The organism is Streptomyces luteosporeus (genome assembly GCF_039532865.1).
Lineage (GTDB): Bacteria > Actinomycetota > Actinomycetes > Streptomycetales > Streptomycetaceae > Streptomyces > Streptomyces luteosporeus.
In genome coordinates this window covers 34915-56658 of the sequence record NZ_BAAASL010000028.1, presented here as the reverse complement: position 1 = coordinate 56658, position 21744 = coordinate 34915, and the positions used below count along the sequence as shown (strand labels likewise).

The window sequence follows — 21744 nt, the reverse complement described above, 5'->3', positions numbered from 1 at the left end:
CGGGGGTCCGGGGGCTTGCCCCCGCCCGCGGCGGAGCCGCATATCGATACTGCGGGAAGGGGCGGGGTGGGGGAAAAGCCCCGCAGGGTCAGCCCCGTACCAGCGCCGATTCCCGCGGCGGGTCCGTCTCCTCCGTGGCGGAGGCCCGCCGTGACGGCACCGTTTCGCGCCACAGACGCCGGCAGGAGATCACCGTCGCCGTCACCAGCAGCGCGTTCCGCAGGGTCAGCGTCGCCACCCCCAGCTTGTCGCTGGCGACGACGTGCGAGAACCAGATGGGGAACTCCAGTTGCGTCAGCGGTGCCGCAATGAGCACCAGCAGCACCGGCAGCTGCTGCCGCGGCGTGCGCATCGTCACGCACACCGCGGCCAGGCCGATGAGCCACACCATGTACTGGGGGCTGATCACCCGGCTTGTCGTCGTGAACAGCAGCACCGCCGCGAACGCCGCGTCGTACGGCGTCGTCGCGGTGAAGCGGCGGGCCCGTACCCGCCACACCAGCAGCCAGGCGAACGCCAGCACGCTCAGCAGCAGGGCCAGCGCGCTCACCGCGTGCACGTGGCGGCCCAGGAACTCCACCGAGCCGTAGTTCAGCCGGGCCTTGCCGTGCCAGCCGAAGTGCCGGGCCAGGTGGAAGACCAGCGAGCCCAGCGACTCGACCTCCGTGCCGCGGTCGCGCTGGAAGGTGAGGAACGCCAGGGCCCCGGGCATCGCGGCGGTGAACAGCATGGTGAGCACCGCGACCGTCAGCAGGGCCGCGCCCCACGTGGAGCGGGTGCGGCGGCCGCGCGGGGTGCCGATGAGCAGCAGTACGGGCCAGACCTTCAGCAGCGCCCCGAACCCGGTGAGCGCCCCCGACAGCCGGGTGCGGCGGCGGGAGGCGAGCAGGGCCGCCACCGCCACGGCGGTGACCATCACGTCGTAGCGGGCGTAGACGATGGGCCCCAGCAGCGGCACTCCGGCGACCCACACCCACACGCCCAGCGGGCTGCGCCGGCCGCCGCGGGCCGCGTACAGCAGCATGCCCATGATGGCCGCGTCCGCGGCGAGGCAGACGGTGAAGAAGGCGGGCGCGTAGCCGAGGAAGGGCAGCAGCGCGGGGGAGAGGACCGCGAGCGCGGCGGCGGGCGGGTACTGCCAGGTGACGTCGTCGTACGGGTAGATGCCGGTGCTCAGCACCCCGTACCAGCCCTGATAGATCACCTCGATGTCGACGGAGACGTCCGAGCCGGGCATGTCCCAGACGCGGAAGACGCACATCAGCAGTACGGCCCGGGTGACGGCCCACACCGCGATCGAGAGCCGCAGACCAGTGCCCGCCACCATCACTCACCTCCGTCGCACCGCCACTGAAGGGAATGATGCCGTTCCGGGGCGCCACCGCGCGACGACGTGGCGGGACGTGGCGCGGTTCACCCCCCAATGCACCCGGTACTGTCGGCGGCGATGCACAAGACCCTGATCGTCACCAACGACTTCCCGCCACGCCCCGGCGGCATCCAGGCGTTCCTGCACAACATGGCGCTGCGCCTGGACCCCGCGGGCATCGTCGTCTACGCCTCGACCTGGAAGCACGGCCACGAGGGCCGCGCGGCCACGGCGCGCTTCGATGCCGAGCAGCCGTTCCCGGTCGTCCGGGACCGCACCACGATGCTGCTGCCGACCCCGGGGGCGACCCGGCGCGCGTGCGAGCTGCTGCGGGAACACGGCTGCAGCTCCGTGTGGTTCGGGGCCGCGGCCCCGCTGGGGCTGATGGCCCCCGCCCTGCGCCGCGCGGGCGCGCGGCGGATCGTGGGCACCACGCACGGGCACGAGGCGGGCTGGGCGCAGCTGCCGGGCTCCCGGCAGCTGCTGCGCCGGATCGGCGAGGGCACCGACACCCTGACCTACCTGGGCGAGTACACGCGCTCGCGCATCGCCGCCGCCCTGACGGACGAGGCCGCGGCCCGCATGGTGCAACTGCCGCCGGGCGTGGACGAGAAGACCTTCCACCCCGGCTCGGGCGGCGCCGAGGTCCGCGCCCGGCTCGGCCTCGCGAACCGGCCGGTGGTCGTGTGCGTCTCGCGGCTGGTGCCGCGCAAGGGACAGGACACCCTGATCGAGGCGATGCCGCGGATCCTGGCGGCGGTGCCGGACACGGTGCTGCTGATCGTCGGCGGCGGGCCGTACGAGGGCGACCTGCGCAAGCTGGCCGCCGAGCGAGGCGTGGCGGACGCGGTCCGCTTCACGGGCGCCGTGCCGTGGGAGGAGCTGCCGGCCCACTACGGCGCCGGCGACGTCTTCGCGATGCCCTGCCGTACGCGCAGGGGCGGGCTGGACGTCGAGGGCCTGGGCATCGTCTACCTGGAGGCGTCGGCGACGGGCCTGCCGGTGGTGGCGGGCGACTCGGGCGGCGCCCCGGACGCCGTCCTGGAGGGCGAGACGGGCTATGTGGTGCCCGGCGGCTCCCCGGCCCGGGCGGCCGAGCGCATCGTCACCCTGCTGCGCGACCCCGCTCTGCGCGAGCGCATGGGGCGCCGGGGCCGCGAGTGGGTCGAGGAGCGCTGGCGCTGGGACCTGCTGGCGGAGCGCCTGAAGGAGTTGCTGTAGGGATGTCCCCGGGGGCCCGGCCCCCGGGGGCTAGCCGTGGTAGATGGCCTCGATCTCGTCCGCGAAGTCCTTCGCCACGACGTTGCGCTTGAGCTTCAGCGACGGCGTCACATGGCCGGAGGCCTCCGTGAACTGCCCCGGCAGGATGCGGAACTTGCGCACCGACTCGGCCTTGGAGACGGCCGCGTTGCCGTCGTCCACGGCCTTCTGCACGTCCGCCAGCAGCTCGGGGTCGTCGGCGAGTTCGGCCGGGGTCAGGCCGGCGGGCTTGCCGTGGCGCTCCAGCCAGCGGGGCAGGAAGTCCTCGTCGAGGGTGACGAGGGCGCCGACGAAGGGGCGGCCGTCGCCGACGACCATGCATTCGGCGACGAGCGCGTGGGCCCGGATGCGGTCCTCGATGACCGCGGGCGCCACGTTCTTGCCGCCGGCGGTGACGATGATCTCCTTCTTGCGGCCGGTGATGCGCAGGAAGCCGTCCTCGTCGAGGGTGCCGAGGTCGCCGGTGTGGAACCAGCCGTCGGACATCGCGTCGGCGGTGGCGGTCTCGTTGTTCCAGTAGCCGGTGAACAGGTGCTCGCCGTGCAGCAGCACCTCGCCGTCGTCGGCGATGCGGATCACCGAGCCGGGCAGCGGCTGGCCGACGGTGCCGATGCGGGGCCTGTCCCAGGGGTTGAAGGCGGTGGCCGCGCAGGACTCGGTCAGGCCGTAGCCCTCCAGCACGGTGAAGCCGATGCCGCGGTAGAAGTGGCCGAGCCGCTCGCCGAGGGGGGCGCCGCCGGAGATGGCGTGCGTGGCGCGGCCGCCGAGGACCGCGCGCAGCTTGGAGTAGACGAGCTTGTCGAAGACCTTGTGCTTGATCCGCAGCCCGAAGGAGGGGCCGGCCGGGGTGTCCAGGGCGCGGCTGTAGGCGATGGCGGTCTCTGCGGCCTTGTCGAAGATCGCCCCCTTGCCGTCGGCCTGGGCCTTGGCGCGGGCGCCGTTGTAGACCTTCTCGAAGACCCGGGGCACGCCGAGCACGAGGGTGGGGCGGAAGCCCTGCAGGTCCTCGGTGAGGTTGCGGATGTCGCTGACGAGGCCGAGCTTGATGGGCGCGAGGACGGAGGCGACCTCGACCAGCCGGCCGAAGACGTGCGCGGCGGGCAGGAAGAGCAGCACGGAGGAGTCGCCGGTGTCGAACAGCGGCTTGAGCCGCTCGACGGCGTTGCCGCACTCGGCGAAGAAGGCCCGGTGGCTGAGCACGCAGCCCTTGGGGCGGCCGGTGGTGCCGGAGGTGTAGACGATGGTGGCGGGGGAGTCGGCGGTGGCCAGCGCGCTGCGCTCGTCGACCTCCTCGTCACTGATCGCCGCGCCGGCCGCGGCCAGCTGCTCGATCGCGTCGCCGCCCTCGATCCGCCACACGTGGGCGAGGTCGGGCAGCCGGTCGCGCACCGAGTCGACGGCCTCCTCGTGGGCCTCGGTCTCCACCAGGCAGGCCACGGCGCCGGAGTCGCCGAGGATCCACTGGATCTGCTCGGGGGAGCTGGTCTCGTAGACCGGGACGGTGACGGCGCCGGCGCTCCAGATGGCGAAGTCCAGCAGGGCCCACTCGTAGCGGGTGCGCGAGAGCAGGCCGATGCGGTCGCCGGGCTTGATGCCGGAGGCCATCAGGCCCTTGGCGGCGGAGCGCACCTCGGCGAGGAAGGCGGCGGCGGTGACGTCCTCCCAGCGGCTGCCGACCTTGCGCCCCACGACCGCGACATCGGGGTGCACGGAGGCGTTCCGGCGGATGAGATCCGTCAGGTTGCCGTCGGCGGGGACCTCGTACAGGGCCGGAAGGCTGAACTCGCGCAAGACTGCTGCTCCTCGTCGGGCGCCGGCGCCGCCGCGTCGTCGAGGGGCGCTGCGTCGGCTGCGGTCCATTGATCAGGCAGGGGGTGCTGGACAGCGTGGACTGCCCGGACGTTACCCACCAGTACGTCTTTCGAATAGAGGGTCGCGCCCAGATGTTCCGTGCGTCACATGCCACCGGACCGCTCCCCGCACCCTAGCCCCTCCGCCGGGTAACCGGGAAGTAACCGCAGGTCGGGGCCCTTCCTGTGGCAGCCGCCCGCACCCTAGGGTGAGCGGCATGCGAGTCCACGTGGTCAGCGACGTGCACGGAAACGCCGAGGGACTGGCGCGCGCCGGCGACGGCGCGGACGCCCTGATCTGCCTCGGCGATCTCGTCCTCTTCCTCGACTACGCCGACCACTCGCGCGGCATCTTCCCCGAGCTGTTCGGCGTCGAGGCCGCCGACCGCATCGTCGCGCTGCGCACCGCCCGCCGCTTCGAGGAGGCCCGCGCCCTCTCCCGCGGTCTGTGGGAGGCCGTGGGCGGCGACCGGAAGGCCGTCGTCGAGCAGGCCGTGCGCAAGCAGTACGCCCAGCTGTTCGCCGCCTTCCCCACCCCCACCTACGCCACCTACGGCAACGTCGACGTGCCGCCCCTGTGGCCCGAGTACGCCCGCCCCGGCACCACCGTGCTCGACGGCGAGCGCGTGGAGATCGGCGGGCTGGTCTTCGGCTTCGTCGGCGGCGGCCTGCCCTCGCCCATGCGCACCCCCTACGAGATCGACGAGGAGACCTACGCCGCCAAGCTCGCCGCCCTCGGCGAGGTCGACGTGCTCTGCTCGCACATCCCGCCCGACGTGCCGGAGCTGTGCTACGACACCGTCGCCCGCCGCTTCGAGCGCGGCAGCGCCGCCCTGCTGGAGACCATCCGCGCCGTGCGCCCGCGCTACGCCCTCTTCGGCCACGTCCACCAGCCGCTCGCCCGGCGCATGCGCGTCGGCGCGACCGAGTGCGTCAATGTCGGCCACTTCGCGTCCACGAGCACACCGTGGGTGCTGGAGTGGTGACGCGCAGCGGGAGGTAGCCTTCACCGGCAGACAACGATCGCCGGGAATCCCATCCGGCAAGCCGACGCCGCGCACCGGTACGGAGGAGCCACGCAGATGGCGGAACACACCAGCTCGGATATCACGATCGAGGCGACCCCCGCCGAGGTCATGTCGGTCATCGCCGACTTCGACCGCTACCCGGAGTGGACGGGCGAGGTCAAGCAGGCCGAGGTGCTCGAGCGGGACGAGCAGGACCGCGCCGCCAAGGTGCGCCTGGTCCTGGACGCCGGCGCCATCAAGGACGACCACACCCTGGCCTACAGCTGGCCGAGCCCGAACGTCGTCCAGTGGTCCCTGGTGAAGTCGCAGATGCTGCGCCAGCTCGACGGCTCCTACAGCCTGGAGCCCGCCGCGGGCGGCAAGCACACCAAGGTGACCTACACCCTCACCGTCGACGTCAAGATCCCCATGCTCGGCATGATCAAGCGCAAGGCGGAGAAGGTCATCATCGACCGCGCCCTGGACGGCCTGAAGAAGCGCGTCGAGACCGGCACGGCCGCTTCCTAGGACGTGTCCGGCGGATCTTCGTCACGCGGTGCCACGGCGCCCCGTAAGGGGCGCGGGGAACTGCGCGACAAGCCACGATGCGCCCGCAGACGAAGTGCCGGGCTTCGCCCGGACCGCGGGAGGTGCGTCGGCTGCGGGCCGTCGGTGGCCGATCGCGCAGTTCCCCGCGCCCCTTACGGGGCGCTGCATGATCCGCCGGACAGGCCCTGGCACCGCACCACATAGAACCGAACCACCGGAAGGCTCCACCGTGCGCACGGTCCTCGTCACCGGTCCCGGAGGCGCGGGCCGCACCACCGTGGCGGCGGCCACCGCACTGGCCGCCGCCCGCACCGGACGCCGCGTGCTGCTGCTCACCAGCGACCGGGGGCCCACCCCGGACGCCGTCCTCGGCACGCCGCTGACCCCCGAGAGCGGGGCCCGGGGCCGTGCGCCGTGGGCCCCGCCCACCGAGGCGGCCCCCGGCCTGTGGGCCGCCCGCATCGCCCCCGGCGAGCACTTCCGCACCCTGGCCGGCGACCTGCAGCAGCGCGGCGCGTCCGTGTTCGACCTGCTGGGCGCCAGCCCGCTGGACCCCGAGGAGCTCACCGAACTGCCCGGCGCCGGCCAGCTGTCGCTGCTGGCCGCGCTGCGGGCCGCCCACGCCGACGCGGACCGCTGGCAGACGCTCGTCGTCGACATGCCGCCCGTCCACGAGGCCGTCGCCCTGCTCGCCCTGCCCGAGCAGCTCGGCCGCTACCTCGACCGCCTGCTGCCCCCCGAGCGCCAGGCCGCCCGCGCCCTGCGCCCCGTCCTCGCCCAGCTGGCCCGCGTCCCCATGCCCGCCCAGCGGCTGTACGAGACCGCCGCCCAGTGGCAGCAGGAGCTCGCCGCCGTACGGCAGGTGATCGAGGCGCCGGGCACGACCGTACGGCTCGTCGCCGAACCCGGCGCCGTGGCCACCGAGGCGCTGCGCACCGCCCGGGCCGGCCTGGCCCTGCACGGCTGCCGCATCGACTCCCTGGTGGCCAACCGCCTGCTGCCGGACGGCTCCGCCGACCCCTGGCTCGCGGGCCTGGCCGCCGAGCAGCAGGGCGCCCACAAGGATCTGTGCGAGGAGTTCCTCGCCGACGGCGTCACCGTCCGCGAGCTGCCCCACCTCGGGCGTTCCCCGCGCGGGGCCGGCGACCTGGCCCTGCTCGCCGACCGCGCCACCCTGCCGCCGGACGGCCGCGAGCCCGCCGAGCCCTGGCGGGTGGCGGACCGCCTGGCCACCGACGGCATGCTGACCTGGCACCTGCCCCTGCCCGGCGCCCGCCGCGAGGAGCTGGGCCTGGTGCGGCGCGGTGACGAACTCGTCCTGTCCGTCGGCCCGTTCCGCCGCGTGCTGCCACTGCCCTCCGCCCTGCGCCGGTGCAGCGTCTCGGGCGCCGCCCTGCGCGACGGCGAGCTGTGCGTGCGCTTCGTGCCCGATCCCGATCTCTGGCCGAGGACGTCCTGAACGCCCGGGCGTCGGTCGGGTAACGTCGGAGGAAATACCGCGTGCAGGAGTCCGTCATGAGCGATCCCACCGAGCGCCCCGGCCCCGGCCGGGAGCCCGACCCCGACGCCTGGGAGCGGGCCTGCGCCGAGGACCTCGCCGCCGAGCGGGCCCGCCACGGCCGCGGCGGCCCGCAGGAGCCCGGCAGCGCGGCCGAGGAGCTGCGCAGACTCGTCGACGCGGTGGCCGAGAAGGTCGCCGCCATCCAGCTGCCCCTGGGCGGCCCCACCGCCCAGGTCGCCGTGCGGCACTTCGTCGACCGCGCCCGCTCCGTCGTCGAGCCGGTCATCGAGCGCAACCCGGAGGTCTTCGACCACCTCGCCGGCGCCGGCTCCGAGCTGCTGGCCGCCTACCGCGCGGCCGTCCACCGCCAGGAGGCCCGCTGGACGCGCGGCGAGCCCCCGGCCCCCCGCGCCGGCGGGGACGATGGCCCCTCCCCGGGCGAGAACCACCGCATCGACCTCGACTGATCCGCTGCTCGGGTACGGTGGGTCACGGCGGGGATCGAGCGAAAAACTGAGGGACACATGGGACTCACCATCGGCGTCGACATCGGCGGTACCAAGATCGCGGCCGGTGTGGTCGACGAAGAGGGCACGATCCTGGCGACGTGCAAGGTGCCGACCCCGGAGACTCCCGAGGGAGTCATCGACGCCATCGCGGACGCGGTGCGCACGGTCAGCGAGGGCTTCGAGGTCGAGGCCGTCGGCATCGGCGCCGCCGGCTACGTGGACGACAAGCGGGCCACCGTCCTGTTCGCCCCGAACATCAACTGGCGCCACGAGGCCCTGAAGGACAAGGTCGAGCAGCGCGTCGGCCTGCCGGTCGTCGTCGAGAACGACGCCAACGCCGCGGCCTGGGGCGAGTACCGCTTCGGTGCCGGCCAGGGCCACGACGACGTCATCTGCATCACCCTGGGCACGGGCCTGGGCGGCGGCATCATCATCGGCAACAAGCTGCGCCGCGGCCGCTTCGGCGTGGCCGCCGAGTTCGGCCACATCCGCGTCGTGCCGGACGGCCTGCTGTGCGGCTGCGGCAGCCAGGGCTGCTGGGAGCAGTACGCCTCCGGCCGCGCCCTCGTGCGCTACGCCCGCCAGCGCGCCCAGGCCACCCCGGAGAACGCCACCGTCCTGCTCTCCCTGGGCGACGGCACCCCGGAGGGCATCCAGGGCAAGCACATCTCCGACGCCGCCCGCCAGGGCGACCCGGTGGCGATCGACTCCTTCCGCGAGCTCGCCCGCTGGGCCGGCGCCGGCCTCGCCGACCTGGCCTCGCTCTTCGACCCCTCGGCGTTCATCGTCGGCGGCGGCGTCTCCGACGAGGGCGACCTCGTCCTCGACCCGATCCGCAAGTCCTTCAAGCGCTGGCTCGTCGGCAGCCAGTGGCGCCCGCACGCCCAGGTGCTCGCCGCGCAGCTCGGCGGCAAGGCGGGCCTGGTGGGCGCGGCGGACCTGGCCCGCCAGGGCTGAGCCCGTGCTCGGCACGCTGCCGGACCTGCCGGCCTCCCGCACCGAGCCGGACGGCTCGGCGGTCGTGCGCGTGCTGAGCTACAACGTGCGCTCCCTGCGCGACGACGTCGGAGCGCTCGCCCGGGTGATCCGGGCCTGCGCGCCCGACGTCGTCTGCGTGCAGGAGGCGCCGCGCTTCTTCCGCTGGCGCAAGGCCGCCGCCCGCCTCGCGCGGCAGGCGGGGCTGGTGTACGTCACCGGCGGCGGCACCGCCTCCGGACCGATGCTCCTGACCTCGCTGCGCGCGCACGCCGAGCGCACCGAGGACGTCCTGCTGCCGCGCACCCCGGGGCTGCACCAGCGCGGGCTGGCCACGGCCGTGCTGCGCTTCGGGCCCGCGGCCCGGCTGGGGGTCGTCAGCTGCCACCTGAGCATCGACGCGGGCGAGCGGTACGCGCAGGGCCGGCTGGTGCTGGAGCGGCTCGCCGGCCTCGGCGTGCCCCACGCGGTCGTCGCCGGCGACCTCAACGACCGTCCCGACGGCCGGACGTTCGCCCTGCTGGCGGAGCACCTGCAGGACGGCTGGGCGGTGCGCCCGTGGGGGCGGGAGAACACCACGCGCCTGGGCGATCCCCCCAAGCGCATCGACGCGCTCTTCGCGACGCCCGGCGTGGAAGTGCTGGGGTGCGGGGTGCCCATGGGGCTGGCAGGCGTCACCGAGGCGGACCTCAGGGCCGCGACGGACCACCTGCCGGTGCTGGCGGCCCTGCGGGTGCCGGCCTCCTCGTAAGGCTTCAGAGCTCGGGGCCGTCGCCCGGTTCCTCCTGGTAGGAGTAGCGCTGCTCGCGCCACGGGTCACCGATGTTGTGGTACCCGCGTTCCTCCCAGAAGCCCCGCCGGTCGGCGGTCATGTACTCCACGCCCCGCACCCATTTGGGGCCCTTCCAGGCGTAGAGGTGGGGGACGACCAGGCGTACCGGGAAGCCGTGCTCGGCGGTCAGCAGCTCGCCGTCCTTGTGCGTGGCGAAAATGGTCCGTTCGGCCGCGAAGTCCGCCATGCGCAGGTTGGAGCTGAAGCCGTACTCGGCCCACACCATCACATGGGTGGCCTCGGGCGCGGGCGGGGCGAGCTCCAGGATCGTCCGCGCGCTCACACCGCCCCACTCGGCGCCGAGCATGCTGTACTTCGTCACGCAGTGCAGGTCGCCCACCACCGTGCTGTACGGCAGGGCGGTGAACTCCTCGTGCGTCCAGCAGTGCTTGCCGCCGTCGGCGGTCGCACCGAAGACGCGGAACTCCCAGCGCTCGGGCCGGAACTTCGGCACCGGCCCGTAGTGCGTCACCGGCCAGCCGCGCTGGAGGCGCTGCCCCGGAGGCAGCGTGGGGGCACCGCCCAGCGGCAGCTGGGGGCGCTCCCCTTTGCGGCTTTCGGTGTTTTTAGAGGGCCCCATGGCTCAATGGTGTCAGACGGCGACGGGTGCTGATGACCAAGGGTGATCAGGCATAACCGGACGACCCGGATAAGTGTGCACTTACTGGACGACCTCCGGCACCGGTGCGAGGATGCGCGCAATCCACTGGATCATCACCGCTGGGAAGGAGCCTTGGCGATGCAGGGCGACCCCGAGGTCATCGAGTTCCTCAACGAGCAGCTGACGGCGGAGCTGACCGCCATCAACCAGTACTTCCTGCACGCCAAGCTGCAGGAGCACCACGGCTGGACCAAGATCGCCTCGCATACGCGCGCCGAGTCCTTCGACGAGATGCGGCACGCCGAGACCCTCACCGACCGGATCATCTTCCTGGAGGCGCTGCCCAACTACCAGCGGCTCTTCCACGTCCGGATCGGTCAGACGATCACCGAGATGTTCCAGGCCGACCGGCAGGTGGAGGTCGAGGCCATCGACCGGCTGCGGCGCGGGGTGGAGGTCATGCGGGCCAAGGGCGACATCACCTCGGCCAACATCTTCGAGTCGATCCTCGCCGACGAGGAGGACCACATCGACTACCTCGACACCCAGCTGGAGCTGATCGAGAAGCTGGGGGAGCCGCTGTACCTCGCCCAGTACATCGAGCAGGAGAACGGCGGCAGCGCGTAGCGCTCCCGTCGGGGCCGCTCAGGCGGCCCGCGCCAGGGCGGGCTCCGCGGCCAGGACGTCGCCCTCGCCGCTGTCGGCGAGCTCGCGGCGCGGGCAGGCGCCGCGGCCGAGCAGGGCCTGGATGCGGCGCACGCAGCTGCCGCAGTCGGTGCCGGCCTTGCAGGCCGAGGCGATCTGGCGGGGCGTGCAGGCGCCCCGGTCCGCGTGGTCGCGCACCTGCTGCTCCGTGATGCCGAAGCACGAGCAGACGTACACGCGGTCACCGCCTCGCCGGTCGTTCCGACCGATTGATCAATAAGGTAACCCTTACCTTACCCGGCGGGGTGGCCGAAAGACAATGCACGGAAACGCCGTGGGGCGCGGATCACGTGATCCGCGCCCCACGGCGTTTCCTTACGCCCTCACTGGTCCCGGTACATCTCCGCCACCAGGAACGCCAGGTCCAGCGACTGGCTGCGGTTCAGACGCGGGTCGCACGCCGTCTCGTAGCGCTGGTGCAGGTCGTCGACGAAGATCTCGTCGCCGCCGCCCACGCACTCGGTGACGTCGTCGCCGGTCAGCTCCATGTGGATGCCGCCCGGGTGGGTGCCCAGGCCCTTGTGCACCTCGAAGAAGCCCTTGACCTCGTCCAGCACGTCGTCGAAGCGCCGGGTCTTGTGGCCCGAGGCCGCCTCGAAGGTGTTGCCGTGCATCGGGTCGCAGACCCAGGCCACCGCGGCACCGGACGCCGTGACCTTCTCCACCAGCGTGGGCAGCTTGTCGCGGATCTTGTCCGCGCCCATGCGGGTGATGAAGGTCAGCCGGCCCGGCTCCCGCTCGGGGTCCAGCCGGTCGATCAGCGCGAGCGCGTCCTCCGGCGTCGTGGACGGGCCGAGCTTCACACCGATCGGGTTGCGGATCTTCGAGGCGAACTCGATGTGCGCCCCGTCCAGCTGGCGGGTGCGCTCACCGATCCACACCATGTGGCCCGAGACGTCGTAGAGCCGGCCGGTGCGCGAGTCCACCCGGGTCAGCGCCGACTCGTAGTCGAGGATCAGCGCCTCGTGCGAGGCGTAGAACTCGACCGTCCTGAACTCCTCCGGGACCACCCCGCAGGCGTTCATGAAGTTCATCGCCCGGTCGATCTCCCGCGCCACCTGCTCGTAGCGCTGACCGGACGGCGAGGAGCGCACGAAGTCCTGGTTCCAGGCGTGCACCTGCCGCAGGTCGGCGTAGCCGCCGGTGGTGAAGGCGCGCACCAGGTTCAGCGTCGAGGCCGACGCCTGGTACATGCGCTTGAGCCGCTGCGGGTCCGGCGTACGGGCCTCGGGGGTGAACGCGAAGCCGTTGACGGAGTCGCCGCGGTACGTCGGCAGGGTCACCCCGTCGCGGGTCTCCGTCGGCTTCGAGCGCGGCTTGCTGTACTGGCCGGCGATCCGGCCCACCTTCACGACGGGCACCTGCCCGGCGTAGGTCAGCACCGCGCCCATCTGGAGCAGGGTCTTGAGCTTGTTGCGGATCTGGTCCGCGCCGACGGCGTCGAAGGCCTCGGCACAGTCGCCGCCCTGGAGCAGGAACGCCTCACCTCGCGCAACGGCTCCCAGACGCTCGCGCAGCTGGTCGCACTCGCCGGCGAAGACGAGGGGCGGATAGGACTCGAGCTCGGCGATCACATCGCGCAGAGCCTCTTGGTCCGGCCAGTCAGGCTGCTGCGCCGCGGGCAGAGAGCGCCAGGTGTTGCCACCGGCGTGGATGTCAGCGTTCACGGTCACGCCCTCAACATTACGGGGTCGCCACGGCGCTCCCGGCTCCGGACCGCAGTGTGAGACGGAAAACGAGACGCGTACGTACCGGTTCCGGACCGCACCCGCGTCCCCCGCGCGCACCGAAAACCGGGACGGCGGCCCCGCCCGTGGGGTACCGTGCCGGACATGTACGTACACGCAGACCGGAATCGCTTCTGGTGGTGGACCGCTCCTTAGGCGGCCCACTGATCGCGCGTACGCGACGACGACTGCGAAGGCCGCCCCGAGGGGCGGCCTTCGGCGTCCACGGACCGGACGCCGGCCACGAGGGCCGTTCCTCTCCGACCCGGAAGGAACCCCCATGACCACCACGACCGCCGACCTCATCGCCCGGCTGACCGACCCCGCCTGCCCGCCCTTCGCCCTGCTCCACCGCCGCACCCTGGGCCGGGACACCGGCACCGTCGAACTCCTCCTCGGCCCCGTCACCGAGGCCGGCCGCCTCGCCGACATCCCCCTGCCCACCGGGGCCCCCGCCGGCGGCGCACCGGCCCACGACGCCCTGGCCCTCGTCCCCTTCCGGCAGATCCGCGAGCGCGGCTTCGCCGCCCGCGACGACGGCATGCCCCTGCTCGTCCTCACGCCCCACGAGACGCACGAGCTCCCGCTGGAGGAGGTCCTCGCCGCCCTGCCCGCCCACCGGGTGACCGTCGAGGGCGGGGCCTTCGACGTCGGCGACGAGGAGTACGCCGCAATCGTCCGGCGGGTGATCGAGGACGAGATCGGCACCGGCGAGGGCGCCAACTTCGTCGTCCGGCGCACCTTCGAGGGCGAGATCCACGGCTTCCACGCCGCCGACGCCCTCGCCCTCTTCCGCCGCCTGCTCGCCGGCGAGCGCGGCGCGTACTGGACGCACCTGGTGCACACCCCCGACCGCACCCTCGTGGGCGCCAGCCCCGAGGTCCACGTACGGATGTCCGGCGGCACGGTCGTCATGAACCCCATCAGCGGCACCTACCGCTACCCGGCCGGCGGCCCCACCCCCGAGGACCTCCTCGCCTTCCTCCACGACCGCAAGGAGGTGGAGGAGCTGTCGATGGTCGTCGACGAGGAACTCAAGATGATGTGCACCGTCGGCGACATGGGCGGCGTCGTCGTCGGGCCGCGGCTCAAGGAGATGGCCCACCTCGCCCACACCGAGTACGAGCTGCGCGGCCGCTCCTCGCTCGACGTGCGCGACGTGCTGCGCGAGACCCTGTTCGCCGCCACCGTCACCGGCTCCCCCCTCCAGAACGCCTGCCGCGTCATCGAACGCCACGAACCCCGCGGCCGCGGCTACTACGCCGGCGCCCTCGCCCTCATCGGCCGCGACACCGGTGGCGCCCAGACCCTCGACTCGCCCATCCTCATCCGCACCGCCGACATCGACCGCCGCGGCCGGCTCCACGTCGGCGTCGGCGCCACCCTCGTACGCCACTCCGACCCGCACGGCGAGGTCGCCGAGACCCACGCCAAGGCCGCGGCCGTCCTCACCGCACTCGGCGTCCGGCCCGGCCCCGTACGCCCCGCGGCGGCCCCGCCCGTACACCTCGCCGACGACCCCCGCGTACGCGCGGCACTGGACGCCCGCCGCGCCGACCTCGCCCCCTTCTGGCTGCGGATGCACACCACCCCCTCCGCCGCCGCACCCGGCGGACATGCGCTCGTCGTCGACGCCGAGGACACCTTCACGGCGATGCTGGCCCATCTCCTGCGCACCGCCGGCCTCACCGTCACCGTCCGCCGCTACGACGAACCCGGCCTCCACGACGCCGCCCTGCACCACGAGGGCCCGGTGGTCCTCGGCCCCGGCCCCGGCAACCCCTCCGACGCCACCGACCCCAAGATGCGCCTCCTGCGCACCCTCACCGCCGACCTCCTCGCCACCCACCCCCACGGCCTGCTCGGCGTGTGCCTGGGCCACGAGCTCATCGCGGCGGAACTGGGCCTGCGGATCGTGCGCAAGCACATCCCCTTCCAGGGCGCCCAGGAACGCATCGACTTCTTCGGAAGGCAGGAGACGGTGGGCTTCTACAACACCTACGTGGCCCGCGGCACGACCGCCGACGGCGCCGAGCTGTCCGCCGACCCGGCCACGGGCGAGATCCACGCCCTGCGGGGCAACGGCTTCGCGGGCGTCCAGTTCCACCCGGAGTCGGTCCTCACGCTCAACGGCGCGGAGATCGTCGCGGAGCTGCTGAGTCCTCACCTCTCCCCGACGGCCCCCGACACCCGCTTGTAGGCCGCCCATTGGGCTGCGGCTATGCGGTCCCAGTCCAGGTGGGCCACCGTGGGCGGGCCCTGGGCGCCCAGGGCCGCGCAGCGGGCCGGGTCGCGGGTGAGCGCGGTCAGGGTGGCCGCGTAGGCGTCGAGGTCGCCGGGGGGTACGCGGACGCCCACGGTGTCGGTGACCAGGTCGCGCAGGCGCGGGATGTCGAAGGCCAGGACCGGGGTGCCGGTGGCCAGGGCCTCGGCGGCGACCATGCCGAAGGTCTCGTACCGGCTCGGTACGCACACCAGGCGGGCTCCGGCCAGCAGGTCGAAGCGGGCGGGGCCCTCGACGCGGCCCAGCCAGTGGACGCGGTCGGCCATGCCCAGGTCGGCGGCCAGGGCGCGCGCGGTGCGGGCGTCCGGGCCGTCACCGGCGATGTGCAGGTCGGCGGAGGTGTGCGGGGCGGCCAGGGCGTAGGCGCGCAGGAGCAGGTCCAGGCCCTTGGAGGTCGTCTCCAGCCGGCCGAGGTACAGGACGTGGTCGCCGCGCCGGGCGGCGGAGGCGGTGAACGCCGCCGCGTCGACGCCGTTGGGGATGACCTGCACGCGCGCTGCCGGGTTGCGCCCGCGCAGCTCCTCGCCGAGGTCGTCGCCGACGGCGAGCAGGGTGGTGTGCGAGGCGAGCCCGCGCCGCTCGACGGCGCCGAACGGCAGGTGGAACTCGCGGGCCTTCTCGGACGCAAAGAGCCACTGCACCACTCCGACGACCGGCCTGCGGGTCAGGTACGGCACGCACACGGACGAGAAGGGGGCGGCGAAGTCCTCGACCACGATGTCCGGGTCGTGCCGGCGCACCAGCCAGGGCAGCCGGGTGACGACGACCGCGAAGTACGCGATCTGGGAGGTGAACCGGCTGCGGGCGAGCGGGCCGAGGTGCGCGGGCAGCGGCACGTAGCGGACGCCGTCGCGCACGGTCGCGGTGGCGCCGGGCCAGGGGGCGACGACGACGGTCACCTCGGCGCCGCGGGCGGCCAGCCGCCGGTTGACCTCGTGAGTGCGGACCGAGCCGCCGCCCGCGCCGGGCCGCCGGGGGTCCTCGAAGCCCAGGTGGAGCACGCGGTACGGGCCCGGGCGGCGGGGCCGGGAGCGTACGGCCGCGGCGGCACCGGCCAGCACGGTGAGCGCCGCGCCCGTCCACAGGGCCGGGTACGGCCGCAGCGCGAGCAGCGCGCAGCAGGCCGGGGCGCCCGCCGCGAGCGGGCCGAGCGCCCCGGCGAGCGGCCCGGTGCCGGGCACGCGGCGCCGGGCGCGGCCCAGTGTCACCACGGCCACCGCGGAGGTGACGGCCGCCGCGCTCCACGCCAGCGCCGGCGGGCTGGCGGAGGCGACGGCGTACCCGGCGCCTCCCAGCAGGCAGGCCACGGCGAGCGGCACCACGACCGGCCGGGCCGGGCCCCACGCCTGGAAGACGACCGTCACCAGCACGACGGTCGCGCTCGCGAATCCGGCGAGGGCGAGCGGGGGCAGCAGCGCGAGGGAGGCCGTGTACTGCTCGGGCAGCACCAGCCCGGCGACCGCGCCGGGGCAGGTCGCGATCGTCACCGTGAGGGCACCGCCGGCGATCCAGTGCTGCCGCAGCGCCGTACGGAAGCCCTCGCCGCCCGCGCCGGGGCCTGCCGCGGCCAGCCGGGGGAAGACCACGGTGGCCAGCGCGGTCGCCAGGAACAGCGGCACGCGGGCGAGGACCAGCAGCGCCTGGTACGGCGCCAGGTCGGCGGAGCCGCCGCGCACCGAGGCGGCGACGACCACGTCGGACGTGAACAGCACGCACACCAGCAGCTGGATGCCGCCGATGCGGGCCGCGTGCCGCCACAGGCCGCTACGGCTCCCCGCCTCCTCGGCCTCCGCGGCCTCCTCGGCCTCCTCCGCCGCCAGGTCCCGGCGCAGGGCGGCGAGCCCCGCCGCGGTGGTGACCGCCGCGCCCGCCGCGAAGGCGCCGAGCGCCCCTGCGGCCCCCCACCCGGCGGCGACGGTCGCCACGGTGACGACGATCCGCACCGCCACCTCGCCGACCCGCAGCGCGCCCAGCCGGGCGAAGTGCTCGCGCCCCTGCAGGTAGCCGGCGCCGACGGAGTTGAGCCAGATCGTCAGGCAGGCGGCCGCCAGTGCGGCGACCGGTCCCGGCCCGGCGTACGGGGCGACGGCCGCGCAGGCCACGACGGCGGTCGCGAGGGACAGGCCGAGTGCGAGCCACAGGCACGAGCGCACCGCCCGCCGGCGCCGCGCACCGCCGGGCGCGCAGGCCGCCACTTCCCGGGCCAGCACCCAGGGCACGGTGGCGCCGGCCAGGGTGCCCACGCTCAGCAGCACCGAGGAGACGGCGGAGTAGACGGTGAAGTCGGACGGGGCGAGGAGGCGGACGAGGAGGAGGGAGAGTCCGTAGTTGCCCAGGCCCACCGCGACGGTGGCGGCGGTCAGCAGCAGGGCTCCGGGAACGCGGCCGGCGGGGGCGGGGGCCGGGCCCGCGGGCACGAGGGCGGGGGCGGTGCTCGTCTCCATCGTCACCCCGCCGCCCGGTGGCCGGCGGCCAGCGCCCGTACGTCGTACACGCGCAGCGCCCCCGTGGTGGTGCCGGCTTCGCTGTGGACGAGCGGGGCCTCGCGCTCGACCACGGCGCGCAGACGGGAGCCGATCCGGGCGTAGCCCTGCTGCGCCAGCTCGGTGGAGAGCACGAGGTAGTCCGCGCGTGCGCCGGCGAGGTCCGCGGGGGTGCGCCAGTCGGCCAGCCGGGCGCCGGGCAGGACGAAGGAGGTGCCCTCGTCGGTGGCCGCGACCACGCTGCCGCGCGGCAGGTGCGTACGGGACCAGGCCAGGGTGCGCCGCAGGGCGTCGTCGTGCCGGGTGTGCACGCGCACCCACACCACGGCGTCGACGGCGAGGGCGAGGGCCGCGAGGGCGGCGAGCGTACGACTCGCGGCGCGGCGGGCCGCGCGCCCGGAGGGCAGGACGAGGTCGAGGGCGAGCGCGAGGGCCGCGGTGCTGGTCACCACGAGGGGGTAGAACATCTGCTCCTCAAGGGTGCCGACGGCCACCGCGTACATCAGGTGCAGCAGGGTGCACGCCGCCCACGCCGTGATCAGCGTGCGCCCCGGATCGCCGGCGAACAGCCCCGGCCGCCGGACCCGGCACCACAGCAGTGCGGCGACGGCCGCGGTGCCGAGGGCGATCAGGGCGTAGGGCACGGCGAAGTGGCCGAGCTGGACCAGCAGCCGGTCGGCGAACGAGACGGTGCCGTCGGTGCTGTTGAAGCCGCTGATCTGTTTGAGACCGAGCGCCCGGGCGATGCCGTCGGTCTTCTGCGCCCACCAGGCGGGCCAGTTCCCGGTGGCCGCCGTCGTCACCACGTACGCCGTGTAGCCGGCGAGGGCGACGGCGGCCGCCGTCAGCCGCATCCGCCGCACCGCGCCACGGGCGGCCAGGCCCAGGGCGGCGACGGGCACGAACGTGCCCAGCGCGTACGGCTCCTTGGTGGTGATCGCAAGGGCGAACAGCAGCCCCGCGCCGGTGCCCGCGGCGGCGCGGCCGCGGGCGGTGGCGGGGGTGCGGGCCAGGACGAGCATGCCGAGCGCCGCGGCGGCGGTGGCCTGGGCCTCGAGCATGACGCGGCTGTCGAAGCGGTTGAGGAAGGGGTCGAGGGCGAGGAACAGCCCGGCGGCGACCGCCAGCGGGCCGCGGACCGTACGGCGCAGCAGCGCGGTGACGGCCACGACGCCCACGGCCCCGGTGACGGCCACGACGGGCCGCAGGTCGAGCACCTGCTGCAGCAGGTCGCCGGAGACGTCGCCGGTGATGCGCAGGAACGCGGCGAGCACGGCGAACAGGGCGGGCGGGTGGAGGGCGAAGAACCGCCCGTCGAAGACCGGCCCTTGGCCGTCGGCGAGGTTGCGGCCGATGGCCGTGTAGTACAGCTCGTCGACGAACACGTCGTAGGAGCGGGACACGCAGGCCAGCCTCAGGGCCGAGGCGAGGGCGAAGAGGGCGAGGAGCGCGAGGAGGACGCCGGGGCCGGCGGCTCGGTCGGCGCGGCGGCGGCCCGTCTCATGCCGCCGCGCCCGGGCAGGGGGGTGGGCCTGCCAGCCGAGGGCGTCGGTGTGCCGCGCCAGGCGTACGGACACGCCCGGGTCCGCGGGGTCCACGCCGATGCGGGCCAGGACCGCCGCCGCGTCGTGCTCGTCGGCGCCGACCAGCAGCAGGCCCGGGCGGGGGCCGGTGAGGTCGACGAGGTCGGTGGTGCGCAGCGAGGCCAGGTCGGCGCGTTCGAGGACGGCTGCGGGGGCGGTGACCAGGGTGCACGCGTCGGTGACGGTGCGCCGCTCGGCGGCCCGGCGGCGCAGTGCGCCCCGGCGCGGCCGGCCGAGCCGGCCGACCTCGGCGCTCAGGGCGGCCAGCAGGTGGCCGGCGGTGGCGGCCCAGCCGAAACGGGCCGCCCACCCGCGGCACTCCGCCTCCCAGCGGGCGGCGTCCTGCGGCGCCTCGACGGTGCGCAGCGCCTTGGCCAGGCCGGCCGCCAGGTCGTCGTCGGTGCTCAGGAGCCAGCCGGTGACGCCGGGGCGGATGGTGTCGCGCAGCCCGGGCACGTCGTACGCCAGCGCGGGCACCCCGGCGGCCGCGGCCTCGACCACCGACAGTCCCCAGCCCTCGGCGAGCGAGGCGGTGGCGGTGATCCAGGCGGAGGCGACGAGAGCGTCGCGCTGCCCGGGCGGGACGCGGCCGTGCAGGACGACGAAGTCGCCGGCCGCGAGCTCGGCCACGAGCGCCCGCAGCTCCTCGCCGGCCTCGCCGTCGCCGACGATGTGCAGCTCGGCGCCCGGCAGTTCGCGGCGCAGCGCGGGCATCGCGCGCACCAGCCGGTCGACCCGCTTCTGGGGGACGAGCCGGCCGACGCAGACGATGCGCGGTGTCGCGGCCCGCCGCCGCGGCCCCGGCGCGGGCGGCGGGGGTTCGAGGCCGGCCGGGGCCAGGTGCACCGGGCCGCGCAGGCCGAGCCGCCGGCGGATGTCGGCCCGGGTGGACGGCGAGACGGCGCACACCGCGCGCCGCCCGTACACCAGGGCACTGCCCCGGCTCTCCAGCCAGCGGCCCAGCGCGGCGACGGGCCGGGGGAACCACAGGGCGAACTGGCCCTGGTGCACGTGGTGGACGAGCAGGGCCACGGGGGTGCGGCGGCGCAGCGCGAGGGGGGTGAAGAAGGGGATGCCGTTCTGGGAGTCGATGACGGCGGCCACGGAGCGGCGGTGCAGCAGCAGCCACAGCAGGACGAACGGGTAGACGGTGAACCGGCCGCCACCGCGCACGACGGTGCCGAGGCCGGTGGCCTCGCGGCGGGCGGAGCCGCGGGGACGGGCGGTCAGGTAGGTGACGCGGACGCCCGCCCCGGTCAGGTGCCGGGCGACCTCCTCGCAGTACAGCTCGGCGCCGCCGGCCCGGGGGTGGCGGCCGTCGCGCCAGTTGCACACCACGACGTGGCGACCGCGCCAGTCGGCGACGGCGGGGAAGGCGTCGTGCAGGGCGATGAGGGGGGTCGTGCCCGCGTTCATCCCGCCTCCTTCGCCGTACGGGCGGTGGGGGCGCGGCGTACGAGGCGGGGCGGCCGGCGGTGCAGGGTGCGGTGCAGCCGCCACAGCTCCCCGGCCACGCGGCGGCCGTCGGCGAACGGCCGGAAGCTGGAGCCTTCCCGGTCGCTCCAGACGACCGGGAACTCGGTCAGGCTCAGCCCGAGGGCCCGGGCCCGCGCGATCACCTCGAGGTCGAAGGCGAAGCCGCTGGTGGTCACGGAGGAGAAGATGCGGCGCGCGGCTGTGGCCTCGAAGAACTTGAAGCCGCACTGGGTGTCCTTGACCGGTCCGGAGAACCGCCGCGTCGCCAGCCGGAACCCGGCCCCGCCCAGCCGGCGCAGGGCCGGCTGCCGCACGGGGATCCGCGCCCCGGCGCAGCGCCGGGAGCCGACGACGACCTGCCAGCCGTCGCGCAGGAGACGGACCGCGTCGTCGACGGCAGCGGCGGGTGTGGCGAGGTCGGCGTCGCAGAATCCCACCCACCGGGCGTTCGTGGTCACCATTCCGCGGGCCACGGCAGCACCCTTGCCACGGCGGGAGCAGCCGGTCACAGTGATGGGAATGCCGGACGCGGCGAGGCGGTCGACGCATTCGGCGGTGCGGTCGCTGCTGCCGTTGTCGATGACGCGCAGCGCGGCCGTCAGCGGCATGCCGCGCACATGCTCGGCCAGGGCCGTGACGGTGGGGGCGAGCCGGTTCTCCTCGTTGTAGGCGGGGATGACGAGTTCGAGGTCGACGGCGGTGGCGGTGGCGGCCGGGGCGGATCCGGCGGCCGGTAACGGGACGCGGGCGTCCTGGCCTTCACCTGCCGTGCGGGGACGTTCCACTGCAGAAAGCTCCTTTTGCGAGGGGCGCGGGCTGCGGGGCATCGGACACGCACTGGCCGACGCTTCCAGCAAACCGTGGACGAGCAAATGGCTGCTGAACGATCCATTGATGCGCAGGTGGCGGAGCACATGCTTCCTCTCGCCGCCCGGTACGAGCAGACATTCCCAGGGCCGTATCGCCGCACACAAACCGGAGTCGGTGTTTTCCGGTCGCCATGACCCGCGGTGGGCCGGGGCGCGGCGCGGTC

The 21744-nt window shown here is 74.4% G+C and carries 17 protein-coding genes; 9 read left to right on the top strand and 8 right to left on the bottom strand.

Annotated elements, in window-relative coordinates:
* Positions 1–88: 88 nt before the first annotated feature.
* Complete coding sequence (locus tag ABD361_RS28025) at positions 89–1327, bottom strand: glycosyltransferase 87 family protein (protein WP_344439363.1); 1239 nt, start codon at positions 1325–1327, stop codon at positions 89–91.
* Between the two features lie 120 nt (positions 1328–1447).
* Here ABD361_RS28025 and ABD361_RS28020 point away from each other — a divergent pair, with 120 nt between their 5' ends.
* The gene (locus ABD361_RS28020) at positions 1448–2590 is read left to right on the top strand and encodes a glycosyltransferase family 4 protein (RefSeq protein WP_344439362.1); all 1143 of its coding nucleotides are present in this window, start codon (positions 1448–1450) and stop codon (positions 2588–2590) included.
* 30 nt (positions 2591–2620) lie between these two features.
* Here ABD361_RS28020 and ABD361_RS28015 read toward each other — a convergent pair whose 3' ends face one another.
* On the bottom strand, positions 2621–4420 hold the full coding sequence (locus ABD361_RS28015) for an AMP-dependent synthetase/ligase (protein WP_344439360.1): 1800 nt from the start codon (positions 4418–4420) through the stop codon (positions 2621–2623).
* 277 nt (positions 4421–4697) lie between these two features.
* Here ABD361_RS28015 and ABD361_RS28010 point away from each other — a divergent pair, with 277 nt between their 5' ends.
* The 6 genes from ABD361_RS28010 to ABD361_RS27985 all read left to right on the top strand — a co-directional run bounded on the left by ABD361_RS28010 (position 4698) and on the right by ABD361_RS27985 (position 9771).
* Complete coding sequence (locus tag ABD361_RS28010) at positions 4698–5465, top strand: metallophosphoesterase family protein (RefSeq protein ID WP_344439358.1); 768 nt, start codon at positions 4698–4700, stop codon at positions 5463–5465.
* Positions 5466–5561: 96 nt separating this feature from the next.
* Positions 5562–6014, top strand: a complete 453-nt coding sequence (locus ABD361_RS28005) for an SRPBCC family protein (RefSeq protein ID WP_344439357.1) — start codon at positions 5562–5564, stop codon at positions 6012–6014.
* A 250-nt stretch (positions 6015–6264) separates the two neighbouring features.
* The gene (locus ABD361_RS28000) at positions 6265–7494 is read left to right on the top strand and encodes an ArsA family ATPase (protein WP_344439355.1); all 1230 of its coding nucleotides are present in this window, start codon (positions 6265–6267) and stop codon (positions 7492–7494) included.
* Between the two features lie 56 nt (positions 7495–7550).
* Entirely contained in the window at positions 7551–8003 is a 453-nt protein-coding gene (locus ABD361_RS27995; RefSeq protein ID WP_344439353.1) for a DUF5304 domain-containing protein, read from the top strand.
* Between the two features lie 57 nt (positions 8004–8060).
* A complete protein-coding gene (locus tag ABD361_RS27990; RefSeq protein ID WP_344439351.1) occupies positions 8061–9002 on the top strand; it encodes an ROK family glucokinase in 942 nt (313 codons plus the stop codon).
* Between the two features lie 4 nt (positions 9003–9006).
* Positions 9007–9771, top strand: coding sequence for an endonuclease/exonuclease/phosphatase family protein (locus ABD361_RS27985; RefSeq protein ID WP_344439349.1), 765 nt, complete (start codon positions 9007–9009; stop codon positions 9769–9771).
* Positions 9772–9775: 4 nt separating this feature from the next.
* Here ABD361_RS27985 and ABD361_RS27980 read toward each other — a convergent pair whose 3' ends face one another.
* Positions 9776–10432 (bottom strand): sulfite oxidase-like oxidoreductase, encoded by a 657-nt coding sequence (locus tag ABD361_RS27980; RefSeq protein WP_344439347.1) that lies wholly within the window; start codon positions 10430–10432, stop codon positions 9776–9778.
* Between the two features lie 159 nt (positions 10433–10591).
* Between ABD361_RS27980 and bfr the strand changes: the two genes are divergently transcribed.
* Positions 10592–11080 (top strand): bacterioferritin, encoded by a 489-nt coding sequence (gene bfr, locus ABD361_RS27975; RefSeq protein ID WP_344439345.1) that lies wholly within the window; start codon positions 10592–10594, stop codon positions 11078–11080.
* 18 nt (positions 11081–11098) lie between these two features.
* Here the strand turns inward: bfr and ABD361_RS27970 are convergent, their stop codons facing one another.
* Both ABD361_RS27970 and ABD361_RS27965 read right to left on the bottom strand, forming a co-directional pair.
* Positions 11099–11335: a (2Fe-2S)-binding protein gene (locus tag ABD361_RS27970; RefSeq protein ID WP_344439344.1), complete on the bottom strand. Its 237-nt coding sequence runs from the start codon at positions 11333–11335 to the stop codon at positions 11099–11101.
* 146 nt (positions 11336–11481) lie between these two features.
* Complete coding sequence (locus ABD361_RS27965; RefSeq protein WP_344439343.1) at positions 11482–12831, bottom strand: class II 3-deoxy-7-phosphoheptulonate synthase; 1350 nt, start codon at positions 12829–12831, stop codon at positions 11482–11484.
* A 334-nt stretch (positions 12832–13165) separates the two neighbouring features.
* Between ABD361_RS27965 and ABD361_RS27960 the strand changes: the two genes are divergently transcribed.
* Positions 13166–15085, top strand: coding sequence for an anthranilate synthase family protein (locus ABD361_RS27960; RefSeq protein ID WP_344439341.1), 1920 nt, complete (start codon positions 13166–13168; stop codon positions 15083–15085).
* Here ABD361_RS27960 and ABD361_RS27955 read toward each other — a convergent pair.
* Genes ABD361_RS27955 through ABD361_RS27945 form a run of 3 tightly spaced genes read right to left on the bottom strand, consistent with a single transcriptional unit; the run spans position 15049 to position 21496 of the window.
* On the bottom strand, positions 15049–17613 hold the full coding sequence (locus tag ABD361_RS27955) for a glycosyltransferase (RefSeq protein WP_344439340.1): 2565 nt from the start codon (positions 17611–17613) through the stop codon (positions 15049–15051). The two genes, ABD361_RS27960 and ABD361_RS27955, sit on opposite strands and share 37 nt — an antisense overlap.
* 2 nt (positions 17614–17615) lie before the next feature.
* Complete coding sequence (locus ABD361_RS27950; protein WP_344439339.1) at positions 17616–20651, bottom strand: glycosyltransferase family 4 protein; 3036 nt, start codon at positions 20649–20651, stop codon at positions 17616–17618.
* Positions 20648–21496 (bottom strand): glycosyltransferase, encoded by an 849-nt coding sequence (locus ABD361_RS27945; RefSeq protein ID WP_344439337.1) that lies wholly within the window; start codon positions 21494–21496, stop codon positions 20648–20650. The genes ABD361_RS27950 and ABD361_RS27945 overlap by 4 nt, the downstream gene beginning before the upstream one ends.
* Positions 21497–21744 lie beyond the last annotated feature (248 nt).